Origin of the sequence: Frondihabitans sp. PhB188 (assembly GCF_003752365.1) — a bacterium.
In the GTDB taxonomy this organism is placed as follows: domain Bacteria; phylum Actinomycetota; class Actinomycetes; order Actinomycetales; family Microbacteriaceae; genus Frondihabitans.
The window spans coordinates 23614-41983 of record NZ_RJUO01000006.1; the positions used below are offsets into that span (position 1 = coordinate 23614).

At 64.7% G+C, this 18370-nt stretch carries 15 protein-coding genes; 5 read left to right on the forward strand and 10 right to left on the reverse strand.

Annotated elements, in window-relative coordinates:
* Nucleotides 1-24: 24 nt before the first annotated feature.
* The 10 genes from EDF46_RS16730 to EDF46_RS16775 form a co-directional block, all read right to left on the reverse strand.
* The gene (locus EDF46_RS16730; protein ID WP_123507609.1) at nucleotides 25-1605 is read right to left on the reverse strand and encodes an ATP/GTP-binding protein; all 1581 of its coding nucleotides are present in this window, start codon (nucleotides 1603-1605) and stop codon (nucleotides 25-27) included.
* Complete coding sequence (locus EDF46_RS16735; protein ID WP_123507611.1) at nucleotides 1602-3362, reverse strand: hypothetical protein; 1761 nt, start codon at nucleotides 3360-3362, stop codon at nucleotides 1602-1604. Before EDF46_RS16735 ends, EDF46_RS16730 begins: the two co-directional genes overlap by 4 nt.
* Nucleotides 3355-4707, reverse strand: coding sequence for a hypothetical protein (locus EDF46_RS16740; protein ID WP_123507613.1), 1353 nt, complete (start codon nucleotides 4705-4707; stop codon nucleotides 3355-3357). Before EDF46_RS16740 ends, EDF46_RS16735 begins: the two co-directional genes overlap by 8 nt.
* A gap of 92 nt (nucleotides 4708-4799) precedes the next feature.
* Nucleotides 4800-5525 (reverse strand): hypothetical protein, encoded by a 726-nt coding sequence (locus EDF46_RS16745; RefSeq protein ID WP_123507615.1) that lies wholly within the window; start codon nucleotides 5523-5525, stop codon nucleotides 4800-4802.
* A gap of 36 nt (nucleotides 5526-5561) precedes the next feature.
* Nucleotides 5562-5903: a hypothetical protein gene (locus EDF46_RS16750; protein ID WP_233580087.1), complete on the reverse strand. Its 342-nt coding sequence runs from the start codon at nucleotides 5901-5903 to the stop codon at nucleotides 5562-5564.
* A 13-nt stretch (nucleotides 5904-5916) separates the two neighbouring features.
* Nucleotides 5917-6885: a hypothetical protein gene (locus tag EDF46_RS16755; RefSeq protein WP_123507617.1), complete on the reverse strand. Its 969-nt coding sequence runs from the start codon at nucleotides 6883-6885 to the stop codon at nucleotides 5917-5919.
* A gap of 598 nt (nucleotides 6886-7483) precedes the next feature.
* Nucleotides 7484-8608, reverse strand: coding sequence for an alpha/beta hydrolase (locus EDF46_RS16760; RefSeq protein ID WP_123507619.1), 1125 nt, complete (start codon nucleotides 8606-8608; stop codon nucleotides 7484-7486).
* Nucleotides 8605-9522, reverse strand: a complete 918-nt coding sequence (locus tag EDF46_RS16765; protein WP_123507622.1) for a hypothetical protein — start codon at nucleotides 9520-9522, stop codon at nucleotides 8605-8607. Before EDF46_RS16765 ends, EDF46_RS16760 begins: the two co-directional genes overlap by 4 nt.
* Nucleotides 9519-9968, reverse strand: coding sequence for a hypothetical protein (locus EDF46_RS16770; protein ID WP_123507624.1), 450 nt, complete (start codon nucleotides 9966-9968; stop codon nucleotides 9519-9521). The genes EDF46_RS16765 and EDF46_RS16770 overlap by 4 nt, the downstream gene beginning before the upstream one ends.
* 98 nt (nucleotides 9969-10066) lie before the next feature.
* Nucleotides 10067-10741 carry a helix-turn-helix transcriptional regulator gene (locus EDF46_RS16775; protein WP_123507626.1) on the reverse strand — a complete coding sequence of 225 codons (675 nt, stop codon included), beginning with the start codon at nucleotides 10739-10741 and terminating at the stop codon, nucleotides 10067-10069.
* 213 nt (nucleotides 10742-10954) lie between these two features.
* On the opposite strand from EDF46_RS16775, the gene EDF46_RS16780 reads away from it, so the two are divergent.
* From EDF46_RS16780 to EDF46_RS16800, 5 genes are all read left to right on the forward strand, one after another.
* The gene (locus tag EDF46_RS16780; protein ID WP_148061261.1) at nucleotides 10955-11194 is read left to right on the forward strand and encodes a hypothetical protein; all 240 of its coding nucleotides are present in this window, start codon (nucleotides 10955-10957) and stop codon (nucleotides 11192-11194) included.
* 915 nt (nucleotides 11195-12109) lie between these two features.
* Nucleotides 12110-13330 (forward strand): hypothetical protein, encoded by a 1221-nt coding sequence (locus EDF46_RS18795; protein WP_233580088.1) that lies wholly within the window; start codon nucleotides 12110-12112, stop codon nucleotides 13328-13330.
* A 1642-nt stretch (nucleotides 13331-14972) separates the two neighbouring features.
* Complete coding sequence (locus EDF46_RS16790) at nucleotides 14973-15926, forward strand: ParA family protein (protein WP_123507632.1); 954 nt, start codon at nucleotides 14973-14975, stop codon at nucleotides 15924-15926.
* A complete protein-coding gene (locus EDF46_RS16795; RefSeq protein WP_158614292.1) occupies nucleotides 15919-16428 on the forward strand; it encodes a hypothetical protein in 510 nt (169 codons plus the stop codon). The genes EDF46_RS16790 and EDF46_RS16795 overlap by 8 nt, the downstream gene beginning before the upstream one ends.
* Before the next feature lie 157 nt (nucleotides 16429-16585).
* Nucleotides 16586-17602 carry a replication protein RepA gene (locus EDF46_RS16800; RefSeq protein WP_123507636.1) on the forward strand — a complete coding sequence of 339 codons (1017 nt, stop codon included), beginning with the start codon at nucleotides 16586-16588 and terminating at the stop codon, nucleotides 17600-17602.
* Nucleotides 17603-18370 lie beyond the last annotated feature (768 nt).

Sequence of the window (18370 nt, forward strand, 5' to 3'; positions counted from 1 at the left end):
TTTCTTGGCCTGATTCGGGAGCGGCTACGCGGCCGAAGCGCCGGCTTCCATGGCCTCGTCCGTGTCCGTCACTTCCGCTTCCCATTGGGAGCGAATGTGCTGCATGTGGGTCTCCGGGTTGGACCCGAATTTGAAGACGCAGTTACCGGGACGGAGGTTCATCAGGACCTCCTGGGTGTCGGGGGCGAAGTTGAACGTCTGGGTCACCCAGCGGGCGTCCTCGTCGCGGTCCTGCCGGTAGGCGTAGATCGTCTGTGCTTCCTGCACGACCGTGTAACCGGGCGAGTCCGGGGGGATGTCGGTGCCCTTGTGCATCACGAACACGTTCGAGATACCCAAGCTCCGGGAGAGTTTCTGGTTGGACTTGACGAGGCGGGAGGAGGGGCCGCCGATCATGTGCCAGCCCTCCTCGTAGACCACGTTCGTGATGAAACCGCGCTCTTGCCGGAGTCGCCCCATCAGCCACATGTTCCCGATCGCCATCACGGTCGGAACGGCCGGGCCGTCGTCGGGGAGCTGAGAGACGTCGAACGTCGTCAGCTTCTGGCTCAGGTCGACGTCCTTGGACGTCTCGCCGTCGAACGTGCCGGCAAAATCCTCGAGAAGGTCATCGAGGGCGTACTGGATCGTCAGGCCCGCCTGGTGGAACCGGTCAGCAGCTTTCTTCGACAGCTCCTTGTCGCTGGGGACGCGGCCGAGGAACGGAAGCAGGTCCGAGGGGGTCGGCACCCTTCCGTCCTCGAACGACTGGAACGCCAGTTGCAGGGCGTACCTGGTCGCTTTCCGCTCCCAGACGCTCGAGGGGGTGTCGTCGCGCACGATGCGTGCCACGGCGTTCACGAGGGCTCCCTGCCCGCGAAGACCTGTCCCGCGAACAATCTCCGGATCGAGCAGGTTGAGCCGGGTACCGGACCCGTCCGGGTTGAAAAGCAGATGCGTCCCACCCATGCGCTGCACCACGGCCGTGTACTCGCCCACGCCCCCCTGGTCCTTCTTGTCGAACACGACCGCACGGTGCTTGTTCAGCAGCAGCGGACGAATGACCATGACCGTCTTCGTGAACGACGACTTGCCAGCACCCACAGTGCCGAGAATCAGCACGTTAGGGCTCGTGAGCTCGCGCGGTTGCTGGTTGTAGGCGGTCGGGGCGTCATGGCTGATGGACGTCGAGGAGAGGTTGTCTCGGCCGTTGACGACACCACGGAACGACGTCGGGGCACCGATGATGCCCGTGTTCAGAATCTCGGCCTGACGAGTCGTCGTCGGCGCTCCCGAAATCGTGGGCGCGTACCAGCCCCGCGACGCCGAACCGGCCGAGACGCGCAGTCGCGATCCCGGCAGCTCGAACGGGGAAACGTCTGCCGCTCGTGCGAGCGGTACGACCGCGACGGCGGGAACGTCGCCCGCGGGCATGCTCTCTTCCCCCGTGATCGCCGGGGCCAGAGCCTCCGGGGGCACAAAGATGCGCAGCAGCGGGACGCTCGCCAGGCGAGGCTTCCGCTTGGCCTGCACCGCCGTGGGCACACCGCGGCGCGTGCCCTTGACCGGCGTCTCCGGGGTGATGTCGTCTTCACCTGCGGGGATGAGGGGGGCGTGCTTGCTCATGAGAGTGCTTCCTTTTCGCTACGACCGGCGAGACGGCCGATCGCGCGGGTTGCCAAAGACGGGAAGTCCGGGCGCAGGCCCCGGCCGATGGGCCAGGTCGTGCCGGAGGCGGCGGCCTGAAAGGAGTCCTGCCAGTCGAGGAAATCGATCCCAAGCCCCGTGGCGCAGGCTTCTTCGAGCTGGCGGGAGGCCTGGGCGAGGTCGTCCCTTGTGGGCGCCGAAATGGTGATGTACCCAACCCAAGACGCGCCATGGTGGTGGGAGCCTGCTTCGAGGTCCTTCGCACGGCGTTGGGCGGCGGACATACGGGTGGTCGAGTCGTCCGAGACGAGCCGGCCCTTCTGCCGGTCAGCGACGACGCCGGCCATGTCGCGCACGACGTCGGCACGCGCGGCCGCTTTCGCCTGGCCTGCCGGGATGAGGTGCATGTGGAACGACACCGAGCGGACGAACGTCAGCTCACGCCCCACAAGGAGGTCAAGCACCCACAGCGGGGAGCGGCCGGCGACGGCCAAGTTCTCGCCGTGGATAGCCGCAGTGCGGTGCCACCAGGTGACACCGGGAGCGTTTCGAATCGGGTCGGAGCGGCGCAGGATCGTCGGGTCGTACGAATCGACAATGTGGGCCGAGAACTCGTCGTGCGACGCCAAGCCGACGTCGCGCAGCGGATTGACCGGCCCCGCCAGGTCGATCGGCATGTTCGGGTTCTGCTGATGCCGGATCACCGCCACCGTCTGCTTGGCGGTCAGCGGCCGAACCGACCCCATGCGGGCGTCGACCAGGCCGCGGACGGTGGCCGCAATCTGATCGGCCATGAGCGCCCGCCAGGCGTCCCGGCCGGCCCCGAACTTCGCCGCCGCGTCGGTGAACTTCTGCGTCAGCGGCCACGAGACGACGACGTAGTGCCGCTGCACCATGGCATCCTCGGAGGTCTTCTGGATGACCTCGCTGTAGGAGCGCTTCTGCGCCTCATATGAGGCCAAGCGAATCGCGTGCAGCGCACGGTCCTCGTCGGTGGGGCTCTCACCGAGCACAGGGGCGGACTCCATGCGCTCGAGCACCCACCGGTCTTGCATGGCGGTGTCGGGCGGGAGAACGCGCGTGAGCGTCTGCACGTCACTGATCAGCGACGCAGGCGATGCCCGACGAGCCAGGAACCGACCCCAGCCAGCCGCGGCCCGAGTCAATGCCCCGGCCGTCTCCATGCCGCGAATCTGACCCGACACGGCGAACGCGACGGAGAGGTAGGGCTGCTGCCCCACCGGAGCGTGCCAGGCGATACCGGGCGTCTTGGAGCTGTACTGCAACCAGCCCATGCCGTCCGAGCCATCCGGGTTGGCCCGCATCTGGCCGAGCAGTTTCGTCGTCTCGGCTTGCTCGCTCTTTGAAGCGCTGGCCGCCTGCTTCTGCAGGCGGTCCCACTCGGCGTCATCGAACGGCAAGAACGTGTCGGTCCCGAGGCGCTGCCTCGACTTCCACCGCGCCCGCTTCGTGCGGCGCTGCAAGATCGTCCCGCGGTGCGTGGTGGCCGTGACGAGCATCGTTACACCGACCCCAGCCGCCGCCAGGAACAGCACCAGCAAGCCACCGCCGAAGGCAACCCCGATCATGCCGCCGCCGATGAAGACGGTAAGGGCAATGATCCGAGGCTTGGAGGCGGTGCCACCGAAGAAGGAGCGGTGGCCTGCCTCGCCGCCGAGGTATCGGACGTACGGCGGTGCGCTGTTGGACGACGCTGTGGTCTCGGTGTCACTCATGAGTGGAGTCTTTCCCGTAGTGCTCTTCGTGATCGTTGACGGGCTCTACGGCGGCCTCGCCTACGGCGTCACCGACCTTCTTCGTGGTGTCAAAGCCGGCCTTCGCGCCGGCCGCGATCATCGTGGGGATGCCGATAGCAGCCCCCGCCCCGGTACTTGTCTCCGCAGCGCCAGCGGCCATTGCGCCGCCCTCTTCTGCAGCGGCACCGCCACTCGCGGCAGATGCGCCCGCGCCGACATTCGCGCCCGTAGCGGCCGTCTCAGCGCCGCCCGTGGTCGAAGCAGCCTTGCTGCCGGCCGATGCCGTGTCGGCGGCCGAACCGCCGTCGTCAGACGTGGAGCTGGACGGTGAGGGCTTCGAGCTGGCCGACGAACCGACAGAACTCCCGCCGCCACCCCCGCTACCACTAGACCCGGAATCGCTCACCTTCGCGTCCGCTTCCTGCATAGAGGAAGAACCGATGGTCGGCCCCACGGGAGCGCCGCCACCGCCACCCATGGGGAGGACGGGGGCGAACTTCGTCAACAGCACGGGCGAGAGCCCGGCAATGATCAGCGACAGGATCGACACCACGAGGGTCACGGTGCGTTCGAGAGTCGGCGTCTTCGAGAAGACGTCGATGCTCGATGCGACCATGCTGTACGCGATCGACAGCATGAAGAACAGCAGTGGGTGTGACGCTAATATCCCGAACCAGAGGTAGGCGATTTTCGAGCCGAACTTCCGCTTGGACTTGTCGATGATCCACACGAACCCCAGCGGGAAGAGGATCCCCGAGAAGTACAGGGTGATGAGCTGCACGATCAGGATCAGGACCACGATCAGCAGGCCGATGATCATAAAGAACATCAGCAGCGCGCCGACGATTGCCCCGCCCGCGAGGCCGTCGCCGTTGTCTTTGGCGTCGAGCATTTTCGAGAACTTGTCCACGATCGTCTGCGACGACGAGTTGATCCCCCACGACACCAGGGAATCCGACAGGGCTCCGAAGAACTTCACGAGGAACGAGCCCAGGAGCGGGCCGAAGGCTGCACCGATCAGGAACAGCGGCGCGTAGAGCCCGAGGGATTCCCCGAGGTCACGGCCTGACTGCTGCCCGCGTGCGGTCCGCACCACCTGAGGAATGATCAGCGCCACCATGACGAAAATCGCTAGAGCAAACGAGACCTTGTAGGCGTTGATGAACCAGGTGGCCGTGAGGTCCGGCAACGTCGCTTTGGTGATCGCCGGCATTACCGTGTCAGACAGGCTCTTGGCCCCGTCCTGCAACATGTTGAAAAGGTTCCCGGCCGGGTCCGACCAGAAGTCAGCAATGCCCTTAGCCGTGTTGACTGCATCGCCCACGCCGCTAGCGGCGTTTCCGATGGCTTTTCCACCGCTAACGATCGCGCAGCCCACCGGGCTTACGGCGCATGCGACGTCTCCGACCGCCGACATCAGCAGCCGCCCGTGTAGCGAGTGCCGCCGTTGGCCAAGACGGTCTGATCGGGGACGATGCTCTTTTCGATGCGCCAGGCACCGTTCTCCCAATCCATGACGAATCCGCTCACAGTGGTCTTGGTGGGGCTCAATGCCCCGTCGATGACATAGCCAACGGCGAAGGTGACGTGGACCTGGTTCGACGTCGACTGCTCGGTCACGCGCCAGATTCCGTTAGTGGTCGACACGTGGAATGACGTCCCCGCGGGGACTTCTCCGGCCGCCAGGTTGTCGCCGGCCTTCAGGTAAGCCCCGGCGAGGTCTCGATATGCCACAGGGCTCGTGCTCGCCATGATGTTCTTTGACACGGTGTCCGAGTCGGAGGCATTTGGCGTCGGGTACTGCCAGAGCCAGCGGTAGAACGACGTAGCGACCTCGACAGCCCCGTAGGTGCTGTGCTTGGCCGCCTTCTGTGCGGCGAGGACCATGGCCGCGTCGCGGTCTTGGCCTCCGAGGCAGCCCGTGGGGGCTACGTCGTCCTCGTTGTCGCCGCTACCGGACGTGCCCCCAGTCGGAATCGACGTGGGGGCCGCAGCGGGTGCGCTGGTTGTGATGGTCGCAGTGGGTTGTTTGTCCCCGCGGTTGGTCGCGTAGACGATGCCGCCACCCACCGCGACGACGACGACGGCGGCCCCGATGACGATGGGCCACCGGGACCGGCCGGATGCTGAGTACATGCGCATGGTGCTTCTCCCCTGAGAAGGTCGGTGTTCGGTGGGTTAGCTGGCGAACGTGAGGATCGCGCCGACGACGAGCGCGAGGGCCGCGAGGACGCCGAGCGAGACACCGGCCCACAGGGCCTTCTTCCGGCCCACGGCGTGCGCCTGAGGATTCGGGTTGACCTCGCCCGAAGCGCCGGCCATGCCGACGATCCCGATCACTAGGTAGACGATCGAAATCAGGATGCCGATACCCCAGATCGCGGTAATGGCCTTCTGCCAAAGCTGGGTGAACTTCGTTCCACCGAACGAGAAATCAGGCACGAGACCGTCGAGGGGGTTGCTCACCGCGGCGGCGAGCTGGTGGGTGTGGAGGGCGGTTGTGGCGAGCAGGTCAAGCATGAGGGGTGGCCTTTCAGCGCTTGGTGGAGACGATGGTTTGCAGGGAGCGGACGACGCCCGCGGCCGCAGCGGCCAGGGCGTCCCGCGTGGCGGGCGTGAGCTTGCCCACGGTGAGCTGGCCGCGCTCGGCAATGTGGGCGTCGTAGGGGACCTCGTGCAACTGCGTCACTCCGGCGTCATGAAGGAGGCGCGCGACCTCTTCGGCCACGGCGGGGCTCTCAGGGCGGCCGTCTTTCAGGCGGACGGCAATCGCGTTGGCCGCAAGGACTCTCGCGTGCTCGCTTCCGTTTCGCAGCTCTTCTAGGACTTCGATCGCTTGCAGCACGGAGTCGCCGGAGTTCATGACGGGGATGACCAAGATGTCAGCAACGGAGACGGCTCCCTGGAACGCGGGCGACGTGGGGACGTTGCCGGAGTCCATGACCTCGATGCCGTAGAACTCCCCGATCTTGTCGGAGACCTTTACGACGTCCTCGCCCGCGAGGGCCGCACGGGAGCCGACCGTGCCGAAGACGGTCGCGAACGAGGTTTGCGGGACGCCGTAACCGGCGAGCTGGCCGGCGCTCGTGATCGTGTCGACGTCGCGCACTAACTCCCCCAGGCCCAGCGTCGGGTTCCCTTCGGCGCGGAAGTTCAGGGCTCCTGGGTCGTCGGAGACTTCCCAGATCGCGACCGAGCCGCCCTTGATCGCGGCAATGACCCCGCCCAGGAGGATCGACAGCGGCGTCTTGCCCGTGCCGCCCTTCTTGTTCGCCAGGAGGATGCGGACGTGGCGCGTCCAGGTGGCCTGACGAATGGTCGTCTCGTTGGCCAGGCAGCGGGCCTTGTGCTCGTGCTCAGCCAGCTCGGCCGGGCTTGGGGCGAGGCGCAGGAGTCCTCGCAGGCCCTTGGTCGACTTCGTGGGTGCCGTCGACGTTGACGTGAGGCCGGATGCAGCCCCGTGGAACAACACGGACAGGCTCTCGTCACGCGAGCGCTCCACGGGAGCCTCTGCGGGTGCCTTCGGAGCCGGAGGGACCGCAGCCACCAGAGGCTCGAGCCGAACGGGTGCGCCCTCCGGTCGTAGGGGACTGCTCGGTATGGGCGGAAATGTCGGCAGCCCATCCGCGGGGGTCTCGTTCTTCGTGCGCCGTCCCAAGTGAGGTGCGACGGTTGTCGTGTCTTCCTCGATGTAGTCGCCGGCGCGAGCCGCTCCCCCGAACACGTCCCTGTTGTCGTCCGTCATTGCTTTCTCCCTATCGATGTGCGGCGTGCCAATTACCAGAAGGCGGGTGTGGCCAACTCGCTCCTGGCACTCCGGCGAATGTGGTTTCTGAAACTCCTGCAACCGCCATCGACTCAGCGCCGCCGTACTCGGAGGTCAGAGACACGGAGACGCGGGCGGCAACCCGACAGGGGGCACCCGGTGGGCGCTCCAGCGGGCAGGAAGGAAAGTCCTCGAGGGCTCCCTCCAGCGCGCCGGATCCGCTGTCGCAGGGAGGCAGACGCGTCGCGCAACAACGCCGAGGCAACCATCTATCTAGTGTTGCAGATTTGCCACTTTTAAGCAGATGCGCCGCGCCTAAGCGAGTGAGTGATGGTTAGTCGCTGTTCGATGTTCGGGTAATCGATGAAATCCAGTCGTTCACGGTCGTCGCGAATTGAGCGGGGTCTGCGTTCCATTCCATGGCGTGCGGACTTGGCGGGAATGCTTCCAGCGTCACTAGATCTGACGAGTCTGCAAAGGCGGCCGAGACGTCGAATGGGGTCGTCCGGTCCCCGGTGGAGTGGATGACGAGTGTTGGGACGCCGACGTGGGGCAGCTCCTCGGGCAGGAGCAGGGGTCGCTTGAGACCGAGGAGGCGGCTCGTGACAGGGAGGGACAGCGCACGGAGGGTCGATGTGGCAAGCCATGCGGGGATGCGGTTTTGGGCCATGCCAAAGCGGATGCTTCGTGCCCAGCTGATCACCGGAGAGACGAGGACGAGGCCGTCGATAAACGCCCGGTTTTCCCCTCTTTCGGACGCGTAGAGGGCAAGCGTTGCCCCCAGCGACCAGCCGATGAGAAAGATCGACTTGGCTCCGTGCGTGCGGGCGAAGGTGACGGCGGCATCAAGGTCGCGCCATTCGGTCTGGCCGAGAGTGGATGGCTGTCGGCGTTCACCATGGGCTTCCCCGTCGCCCCTGTAGGAAATGACGAGGGACATCCATCCTGAGTCTCGGAGGGAGTGGGCGCTTCGAAGGGCGGAGTCCCGTCCGGCGAGCATCCCGTGGACGTGGATGACCCAGGTGGACGCTTGTTCGCCCGTGCCGGTGTAGAGCCACGCGGGTTGTGCGGCGGACCCTGTTGCGATGTCGACTGACTCCTGTGGACGGCCGGTGACGTTATCGGGCTCGAAAATGTTTCCGGAGGCGCGACCAAGCGTGTTCGCGTCAAGGACCGCAGGCGTCGACAGGGTGCGGATAACACCGGCGTCACCTTCAACAGGGCTAGTCCCTGGCCTCAGGACCGCGAGCTTCGTCTCGTCGTCGTAGAGGAGACCGAGGGTGCCCTGGAAGCGGGTTAGGGCCGTCGCGGAGAGGATGACCTGGGAGGGTCCGGGGACATCGAGGATCTTCGTAGGGCGGGAACGCCGTGGGTAGATGACCGCGTTGGCCAAGGTCCGGACGAGTGCGGCGTAGGCCGCCGCCAGGACGATGGCGATGACGGCGAGCAGGCGGATCAACGGCTGGCTTCCTGCAGTTGTGCGGACAGCATCCGTTCAACGCCGGTAAATACGAGGTCGTCCGCCTTGGACAACGTCTGGGCGCCGACCTTGAGACGGTCCCGAATGTTGACCGCGGAGTCCATCGCCAGCTGCCGGTCAGACCAACCATTCACCCGGGCCTTTAGGAGAATCTGTGCTTGGTAGCCGGTGTCGTGCGCGCGGGCGTCGATGCGGAGGGTCCACCGGGCGAGATATTTCCAGAAGTTCCGGACACCGAGGACCCACGCGACTCCGAGGACGCCGATGAAGATCCCACCGAAGAACGGCCCCTCCGCGACGTTATAGAAATCGTGGGCGAAGCCGGTGGTACCTGGGACGAAGTGGGCCACGAACAGGTATGCGACCTCCATGCCGCTGCCGACCAGCATGAGGGAGATGCCGAGCATGTAGAGCCTCGTCATGATCGATTTTTCGAACCGCAGGAGGGCGAGAACGGAGGCGGCCAGGACGCCCATGATCGAGATGTAGACGCTCGAGAACAGCCAGGTCGGGAAACTCTGTAGCCGGTCGAGGACGAAGTCGGCCGAGGTGGGACCAGGGTGCCGAATCAGCAAGAACGGAACGGCGAAGGCCACCACGGCCAGCGCCAGGGCCCAGAGCGGGAGCTTCCGCTCGGGTCGGTGTCGCTGGGTGGCGACGGCGTTGTGGAAGAACCACATTGCCGCGACAGCTGAGGAGTCGCGAACCAGTGTGAGAATATTCCGGCTCCTCAAAAGGCTGTCCATGACGGCAGGAGTGGCCCAAAAAATCCCGTAGGTGGCAATCGACACGGCGCCGAACGCGGTCGCCCACCAGGCAGGCTTTCGCCATGAGGATCGCGCCCGAAGAACGACGACGAGAACGAAGGCGATCAGGCAAATGGTGTGAATCATGCGAAGTGGTCCTCCTCGGCTGAGCTTTCGAAGGCACGAAGGCGCCGCATGAGAGCACGGGCCAATTCTTCGACGAGAACTTCTTCCTGAACGGTGTCCGCATCGGTCGACTCGGTGCTGTTGCGCGGGCACAGCCGCAGGAACAGGCGAGATTGCTGCTGCGGCTGTTTCGGGCGGGGTAGCTCGGGCGAGAACCAGTCATCGGGGGCGCTTCGGATGATGAGGTGACCGAGCTCGTGGACACGGCTGAGGAGGCTGTAGTACTCACTGTCTTCTGCCGCGACCATGATGCCGGTGAACGTGGGTGCATCAAAGACGATGCCGGTCGTGGCATGAAGGGCAGCCCCGCCGATCTCCTTGAACCGAAGCCGGCGGCCATAGAGGACCTCGACGGCGTGGCTCAGGTCGCCAAAATCGGCCGACGGTGGCAGAGCAAGCCTGCCCACCAGTATGTCGACAGGGCTCGTGCTTCCGGGTGAGGAACGGTTACGCCGAGATGTTTTCGCCATTGAATGCCGGTCACGAGAGATCGTGGAACTACGCACTACCTCTCGTGACCTTCCTCCTCGTCGATGAACTCGCGTATAGCTACCTCAACGGCCTGAATCTCGTCGGGCTGCAGCTCCTCCAACGATCTGGCTGCCAACTTGGTGACGCCAACGTCGCGCATGCTTCGCGCGAACCGCAACTGCGTTTCGGTCTGCGACGACGCGGCATCCGCTTGTCCGCTCAGGTACGCCCCCGGCACCTCGAGAAATGCGCTCAACGCGGTCATCGTGGCAACGGTGGATGTGCCCTCAAGAAACGCGTCCCACTCCCCCACCGACAGCAGGTAACCGGTGCGAGAAGCCGCCGCCCTGGCCGAGAGGAAGGCAGCGTCGAGGTCGTCGTAGAGACCAGCCGCTTCCAGCGCGAGACGAGCACGGTTCGCACGAGTGACCTCGTCTTTGCGTGAACCGCCGATGGACTGGCCGGCCCGCGCCGCCGCACGCGAGATCAACTCGCGCGGATCCTCGTCCAGAGCCCGGCAGAGCATCACCAGCTCCACCACTGAAACGGGACGGACACCTCGAAGGACACGGTAGATCGAGTCATGGGTGATTGCGGCCCGCTGCGCCCAGGCGCGGACATTGATGTTCGCGATTGCTTGAGCGGCGCGCAACTCAGCTGCCAGAGCCCCCTGGAGCGCCTGCGTGGGTGTCTCGCTCGTCTGATCCACACCAAAACGCTAGCAGGTTGTCGTCACATTGCCCTGGCGTGGCATTGTGGCCATTCTGTTGCTAATCTGCAAGAGTGTGCGGAGCGCATGCATTCATGGAACGGAATGAATCCCACGCACAGCACGGCAGACCGGCTACCGGATCTGTTCTGTCTCCCGCGACACGCCGCGGCAAAGACCTTCGGAATGCATACGTTAAGCCAGGTTGATCTTGTGAGTGGAACTAGGACGCGACAGCGACGCCCCGAGGGCGCCGCGACCGTACTTCTCCAAGGCCGCGTCTCCCCCGAGACCCGTGCGGAAGTCCAGGCGGCAGCCGCCGAAAGCGGCGTCTCCATCGCCTACTACCTGGAGGCTCTCGTCTCCCAGCTCATCCGCGACAACGGGGCGCTGCCCACCGTCGCACGCCCACGACCCCAGGACATGGAGCTGCCGATCGCAGACGTCGCCTAATGAGTAAGGGCCCGACGCTTTCACGTCGGGCCCTTCAAGAGTCGTAGCTCAGAACCCTCATCGCTGCCAGGCCAAGAGGTTCGAGCTAATTCAGTTCCAGGACCGGTTATCAACCCGGGCCTTTTGTTTACCCTCCAGGCGTCTACCTGAGGAGATGAGCCAATCGTAACTCCCCCGCGCGCCAAAGCGCCATCAACCCGGGAAAAACCTGTCATCGGCGAGTCGCCGACGATCGCGGCCGCCTGGGATCTGACACGCCTCCTGTCGCCCCGCGACCGGGTCCGGGTCATGAAGCGCGACGCCTACGGGCGCCTTGACGAAAATTCCTACCCCCTGTTCCACCAGGTTGCACCCACTCCCCCAAGCACGCCGTGGGCTATTCGGTTGGCGGATGTGTCCGGAACGTTCCGGCTGCTCTGTTTTGACTTTGACGGCAAAGAAGCCGGCGCCGTCTCACCAGAGCTCATGGAACGGGCCGTCGACGACTGCGACGAACTCTCCGCCCTATTGACGGAGCACGGTGTGAGCCATGTCGTCTGCCAGTCGTCCGGCTCCGGCGGCCGTCACATCTGGATCGCCCCCCAGGACGCAGCACCTGCCCCCCTGGTCGCAGCGCTCGCGCGTGCGGCCCGAGCCCGGTTCCGGACCCTCGACCATGGGATGCTCTGCAATCCCGCTGAAGGCGCCGCTCGCCCACCCCTATCGCCACATCGAGACGGGTCCGCTTCGCTGATCCTCCGCGGCACCGTCGAGACCCTTACCGCCCGTGACGCATCCGTCTCCGGTCTTGTGCAGGTAACAAAGGCCCTGGAAGTGACGAGGCCAGCTCTCCGCCAGCACGACAGCGCCCCGTCCGGCCCGACCGATGAACGTCACCGCCCACACCGGCGCTTGAGCCGCGCAGGCGAAGCACACATGAGCACCATCGATGGCGGCACTAACCCCAGCTGGACTGGATTCATGTGCCTGCTCTCCGCCGCCGTTGCTAAATGGTCCCTCCGAGACGTCGAGCACGCCGCCCGGACGGCTCCCGGGATGGAGCACTACCGGACAAAAAACACCGGTCGCGGATCCCGCCGCAAACGGGACCCCCGCGAGGCGCAGGCTCGCCTCGAACGGCAATGGGAGAAGGCACGCCAGTACGCAGCCCTGTACCAATCACTCCCCCAGGAACGCGAACCCCAGGACTTCACCGAGCTCATCGGCGTCGTCGACAGCGTCAGCGACATCCTCCACCGCCTGCAGGTCACCCCAGGCCGCTGGAGCTCCGAGGCCGGCCAATCCCGCCGAAGCATCCTCCAAGCCCTGGCGTACCTCACCCTCCAAACCGGAAAACGCGTTGTCGCCGCATCCATCCGCGACCTGGCACTGGCAACAGGCCTTGGACGCACGACAGCAGCCACGGCACTGCAAGCACTCGAGCGAGACCGCTTCATTCAACGGATCAGCGCAGCCGACGAGGGCAACGCAGCCCAATGGCGGTTAACCCCGCCTATTTCCACAGACTCAAACACGGTCCGGTCACAACTACTCAATAACCCCCGCCCCCCCGCCGGATTCTTCGACAAACGAGCCGAACTCGTCACGCAGCTTGAGCAGAGCCTCCTCGACTCCCGCCACGATCTCTTCACCCGGGCCGGCTTAGGACACCGCGCGGGAACACTCTTTGCAAGGCTCAGCCACGAAGTCTCCGTCACCGTCGACTCTGCCGCGAAACTCCTAGGGGTGTCTCCACGCCATACGGCGACCATCCTGAGCCGTCTCCGCCACCACCGATTGATTATTCGGCAAGGAAACGGGTGGGCGCGGAGTAAACGTGACTTCCGCGATTACGCCGCGCGAGCCATCGGCGTTACCGGTTACTTGCAAGGTCGAGCCGAACGGTACGAGGCAGAACGGCAAACGTGGGCATGGTGGCTAGCCGAACTCGACACCATGAACTCGTCGCCCACGGCCAGGCCCCGACGCCCCCACGTCACCAGCCGACCGCTCTTCGCGGACGCACCAGGCGAAAGAATTTGGCCTCGCTACCCGCGGGATACCGACGCACGGGCAGATCACAAGAGCGCACGCCAACTCGTCCTCGAGGGCGCGCTTAATCCAGAAAGCCGATTCCAATACGTGGGAGCGGCCTAGATGGGGTTATGGCAGCTGCTCAAGGCGCTCGATACGCAACGTTTCTCTCAATGTCTCAACGGGCGGCCTACCGGTCACGCGCGTTCGCCTTCGAGCTGGGCGCGATCAAACACCCCGTGACCCGCTCCTACCGGCCGCAAACCAAATGGGAAGTGGCACGGTTGTCTGCAACCTCGCGGCGAAATGCGGTTCCGCGTTCCCCTACGACGCGATGGCAGAGGAACTAACGATGTGAGGCCCATCGGAACGTGAACTCGCATCTCCAACCAGTCTGCGTCCGCCCCGCACCTCGTTAGGGCGCAGTACTGAGCCTCCATTCTGGCGCCCAATGGCTCGGGAAGATGCGCACGGATCTCGAGGCGTTCAGGGCCGTGGCGGCGCCTTTCTTCATGCCGGTCATGTCTTTCGGGTGTCAGATGGCTTCGATGTGCTCGGCAGAACGTAGACGGGGCGCTCCCCATCCCGGTGATGATCAGGCTTCAGGACAAATGGTCCCGGGCGGTGATGATGGTCGGATCGTCGTAGCTGCCTGGCGGACGTTCCCGTTGGCGAGGACACGGCGGCCGATGGTTATACCCTCGTGGGCGGGGCGGCCAATTGTCAGTCGGGGAACCCACTTCTTGCGCACGTTGGACTGCTGGGGGGCTCAGAGTTCGGGAGGCTGAGGCGGTGCAGGGCCGTGTCGAACCTGACCCGCTGCGCGAACTCGAACTTGCTCCCACGGGTGCCCGGTGCCGGAGGCGTCGTTCAACCAGGTGCGCGCGTCGAGGAACCCGGGTAAGGCGTACAACGCGCTGGTGAGGGGTCACCGGAGGCCCGAAGTCGACTCGTGCCCGGAATGTCACCGGTTCTTCGCAGCCGGTGTCGAGCACCGTCGCCCGTTGAAGCACCAGGCTCCCGGTCGACTCCCCCACAAGCAGAACCTCCCCGCCCGCAACCGGGCCCGTGAGCTCCCCGACGAGTAGACGGCTGACTGAGAGGCGTCCGGTTCACTCCCCCCACTTTCACGTAGATGACCTTCCCCACGGGATCGCCTTCCTTCTGCGACCGCACTGTTTCCACAGCCTCCCAGGGAGTCGTCACGTCGACAATGATCTCCTCAGCGGGAGTCGCGGGTGAGGAGTTGTACGCGATCTTTCAGGTCATACTCCGATGATCCACAAGCGCAGAAACCTCGCGGTGCATCATCGATCCGTGCGGCTCCTTCCATAGCGAAGAATGGTGCCACCCTCCCATAGGCCCTGTACGGGCCGCTGAGGCGACAACCCCCGAGACCGACCCGGATAGGTTCATCGCATCAAATTCGTTGATTCTGCGCGATTTCACGCTGTCCGGGTATCCTGGTGAATCCGTGTTGCCTGGTTTACCTGGGTGCCCCGGAGAGCTACATTTTTTGTGATAGGTCGCGCTGTCCGGGTACACCAGGACTCCCGGCGAACGCGTACTTAGCGCTGTCCAGGTTTTACGGGTAAACTAGGTTTGCCGGAAACCTCAGGAATCCCTGCACTAACAGGTTTCCCGGGCGACCCAGATAGTCGCTTCGGGGTATATTGGCCTTCCGCTGCGCTGTCCGGGCTACCCGGGCATCCTGGCTCGCCCGGTTAGCCCTAACCGCGTCAAACACCGGATCTTGGAGAAGCACATGGCTGAGCCCTTCGACCGTACGAACCTCCAGCGGGTGATCGCCGTGATCAACGGCAAAGGGGGAGTGGGGAAGACCACCCTCACCGCCAACATTGGGGGACTGCTCGCCGCGAGCGGCTGGCGCACACTTGTGGTCGACTTGGATCACCAGGGGAACCTCGGACTGGACCTCGGATATTCAGGCACAGCCATCGATGACGACGGGCAGGCACTGTCTAAAGCCCTCACCTACCCCGACGACCTCGCACACCCTGCCATCAATGTCCGCCCGAACCTCGACGTCCTCGTCGGTGGCCGCTTCATCGAGAACGCCGCAGCGACCCTCGTTAGCCAGTCGACCCGGGGCGGCGATTCGCTGCAGCAGGCACGGCTGAGCCTGGCGCGAGTCCTCGACCGGATTGCGGGGGAGTACGACGTGATCCTCCTGGACTGCCCGCCCGGGAACGACATCATCCAGTCCGCCGCTGTCGCCGCGGCTCGCTACATCCTGATTCCCGCGAAGACGGAGGACGCCTCGCGGAAAGGCCTCAAGCTCACTGCGGAGCGCCTTGATCAAGTTATCGACCTCAACCCCGACCTGGACCTCCTCGGAGTCGTTCTCTTTGCCTCGGGGGCATCGGCTAGTCGAGTCCGCGCCGACTTCGCAGCGAAGGTCGTCGCCGACCTCGGGGGAGAGGTGGCACGAGACGTCGTCTTCGAGAACTACGTCCGACACGCGGAAGCCACCGCCGCCTCCGCACGAGACAAGGGGCTGCTGGTCCACGAGCTGGACGACAGGGTGCGAAACAGCCCGAAATGGTACGAACGCCTGAAGAAGGGCGAGGCCATCGAATCACCCGGACCTCAATCGGCCCAGTCTGTCGCGGACAGTCTCCAAGCCGTCACGAGCGAGATGATCGCACGACTTATGCACAAGGAAGCCGAAGCAGCCACGGAGGAAGCTCATGTCTGACGCACCTGTGAACCGCAGCGTAGGTGGGCCTCCGCCGCGGCGCGTGACACCTCCCGCCGCCGGCGCCACCAGCACGCTCCTCCGATCGAATAGGACGACAGCGCCGACCGTGCCCGCCGCAGAGCAACTGACCGCCTACCCCGGACTGCTCACGGATGACCCCGCTGGACCCCCGGCCGAAGTCCCGCCGCCGCCGCCGACATCACGTCGGGGTGAGCCGTCACCCAGGCGGCGGTCCGCGACGGATCTCCTTCCGGGGGAGGCGCCGGACGACCTGGTCAAGTTCACCTTCGACCTGCGCAGGGAGGATCGGGACGCATTCCGGGCCGCGTTCGGCGCCGCCCGCGCCTTCGAGGGCGTCTCGTCGCTGAGGGAGCTGGGCATGCAGCTGATCGTCAACGAGACCCGCCGTCTCGAGGAGGCCTACAACAACGGGAAACGGTTTGATGGGGGTCGGAAAGGGCTCCCGCGGGGCGACCAGGACGGCCTCACGAATTCGTAGCTTCCGCGCGAGTTCAACGCGAAGAGCCTGGAACACGCCGCATGATTGCGGGGAGTTGGGCGCGATCTAAGCCATTCTGGCTGTGCGTCAACGACCCGCGGACCGCGGTGGGGGAGCGGTGGCGTGAACTGTGACGACATTCCGGAGGGGAACCCCGATGAGCGACGCCGACGACAACACTCCCGGCACCGAACTGGCTAGCCGGTACGAGGACATTCCTATCGAGCCCGCGGGGTTCGGCGCGGTCGGGTCATCGGCGATGCCGGAGCTGACCCGGGGGAAGGTGGACCGGCTGAACTTCGCCGGCAACCGCGAGGTGGCGGAGAAGATCGACTACAACGTGGGCTTCTCAGCGCGCGTCTGGGCCCAAGTAACCTTGCCCTACAACGACCCGGGCGATCAGAGCTTCTGGGTCCGCCGGAACGGACCGATCACGCTCCGCGTGCGACCCGCGGCCATGTCCACGCCAGACGGCCGCGACATCAACGCCTACCCGTTCGGGATCCTGCCCCGCCACATCATGACGTGGATGGCTTCCGAGGCCTACCGGACAAATTCACCGGAGCTCGAGCTGGGTGCGTCGATGAACGCGTTCATGGAAAAGCTGGGGGTCACCGCGGGAGGGAAGAATCGCGCCCGCCTCCGCGACCAGATGCAGCGCGTCTTCGGTTCGCAGCTGTCAGTGGAAGGTATCGCGTTCGGTGAGGCGGGAGCCGGCTACGGAGTCGCTCAGAAGTACTTCCAGATCGCCGACGAGGTGCAGCTGTGGTTCAGCGAGCGGGAAGACCTGACCATGGAAGGGCTGTGGTCCTCGAAGGTGAGGCTGTCCACACCGTTTTACGACTCGATCAAGGCGCATCCGATTCCCGTCGACCTGGATGCTCTTCGTGTCCTTGGTTCGGCGCCACTCCGCATCGACATCTACATCTGGCTCGGTTACCGGTTGTGGTCCCTCGAGCGGGCCACCCGCATCAAGTGGTCTGATCTCTACGTGCAGTTCGGATCGCAGACCAAGCGGGAACGCGACTTCAAGATTCAGTTCCTGAAGGCACTCCTCGAGATCAAGATCGTCTTCCCGGCGCTTCGCTACGAGTACGACCAGAACTTTTTCGTTCTGTTCCCGGGGCCGACCCCGGTCCCCACGACAACCGCCAAGCGGGCACTTAGGAGCTGACCTCAAGCGCGAACAAAGTACCGATCCGGTGCGGAGTCACGCTGGTGACCGTAGGTACTCTGTTCGCGCAGAGAATCCGCCTAACCATTCTGCTGGGTTACTGACCATAGGGGGTCGGGGTATTCGAGGGTGCGAACAAAGTACCCGTTCCATCGCGAACAAGAACCGGCGACAACGCACTCGCCATCCTGTTGGCGGGGGATTCTGTTCGCGGGGTTCCGCGGCTGCCGTGCCGGCCGAGTGCGCGAACAGAGTACCGACCCAATTTGCGTGCACAGCGGGGCGCGAACAGAAACCCCTACAACGGCGTCTTCCCTCGGAGCAGTCATAAGGGCGCGAACAGAGTACCGATAGGTTGCGTCAGAGAAGCTAGCCGCGAACAAAGTACCCACGAGAGCCGCAGCGAACAGAGTACCGACGTCGGCAATCGAGTCATAGATCGCTGCGAGCCTGTCAGAACTCTTGACGATATCGTGGCCGTCTGACGACCCGTTCCCGACCTACTTCGTCGCCCAGAGGGGTGATTCTGGCCCGCTGAGGGGCGCGTGCGATTCGTGGCGAGCCTCAAATTCGGAGGGGGCGCCTTCTTCATCTCTGCTGCTTTTCACCATCTCCAGAACTAGAGATTTGGGCTCTGTGGTCACCTTAAGAGCCGGGATTGATACAGGTCTACGTACAGGAGAACTACTAGGGGAGTTGTCCACATGTCCCTTGATCCGCGCGTCTGAGCGGATCTAAGGTGTCGTTCTTGGATGGGTGCGCGAGCAG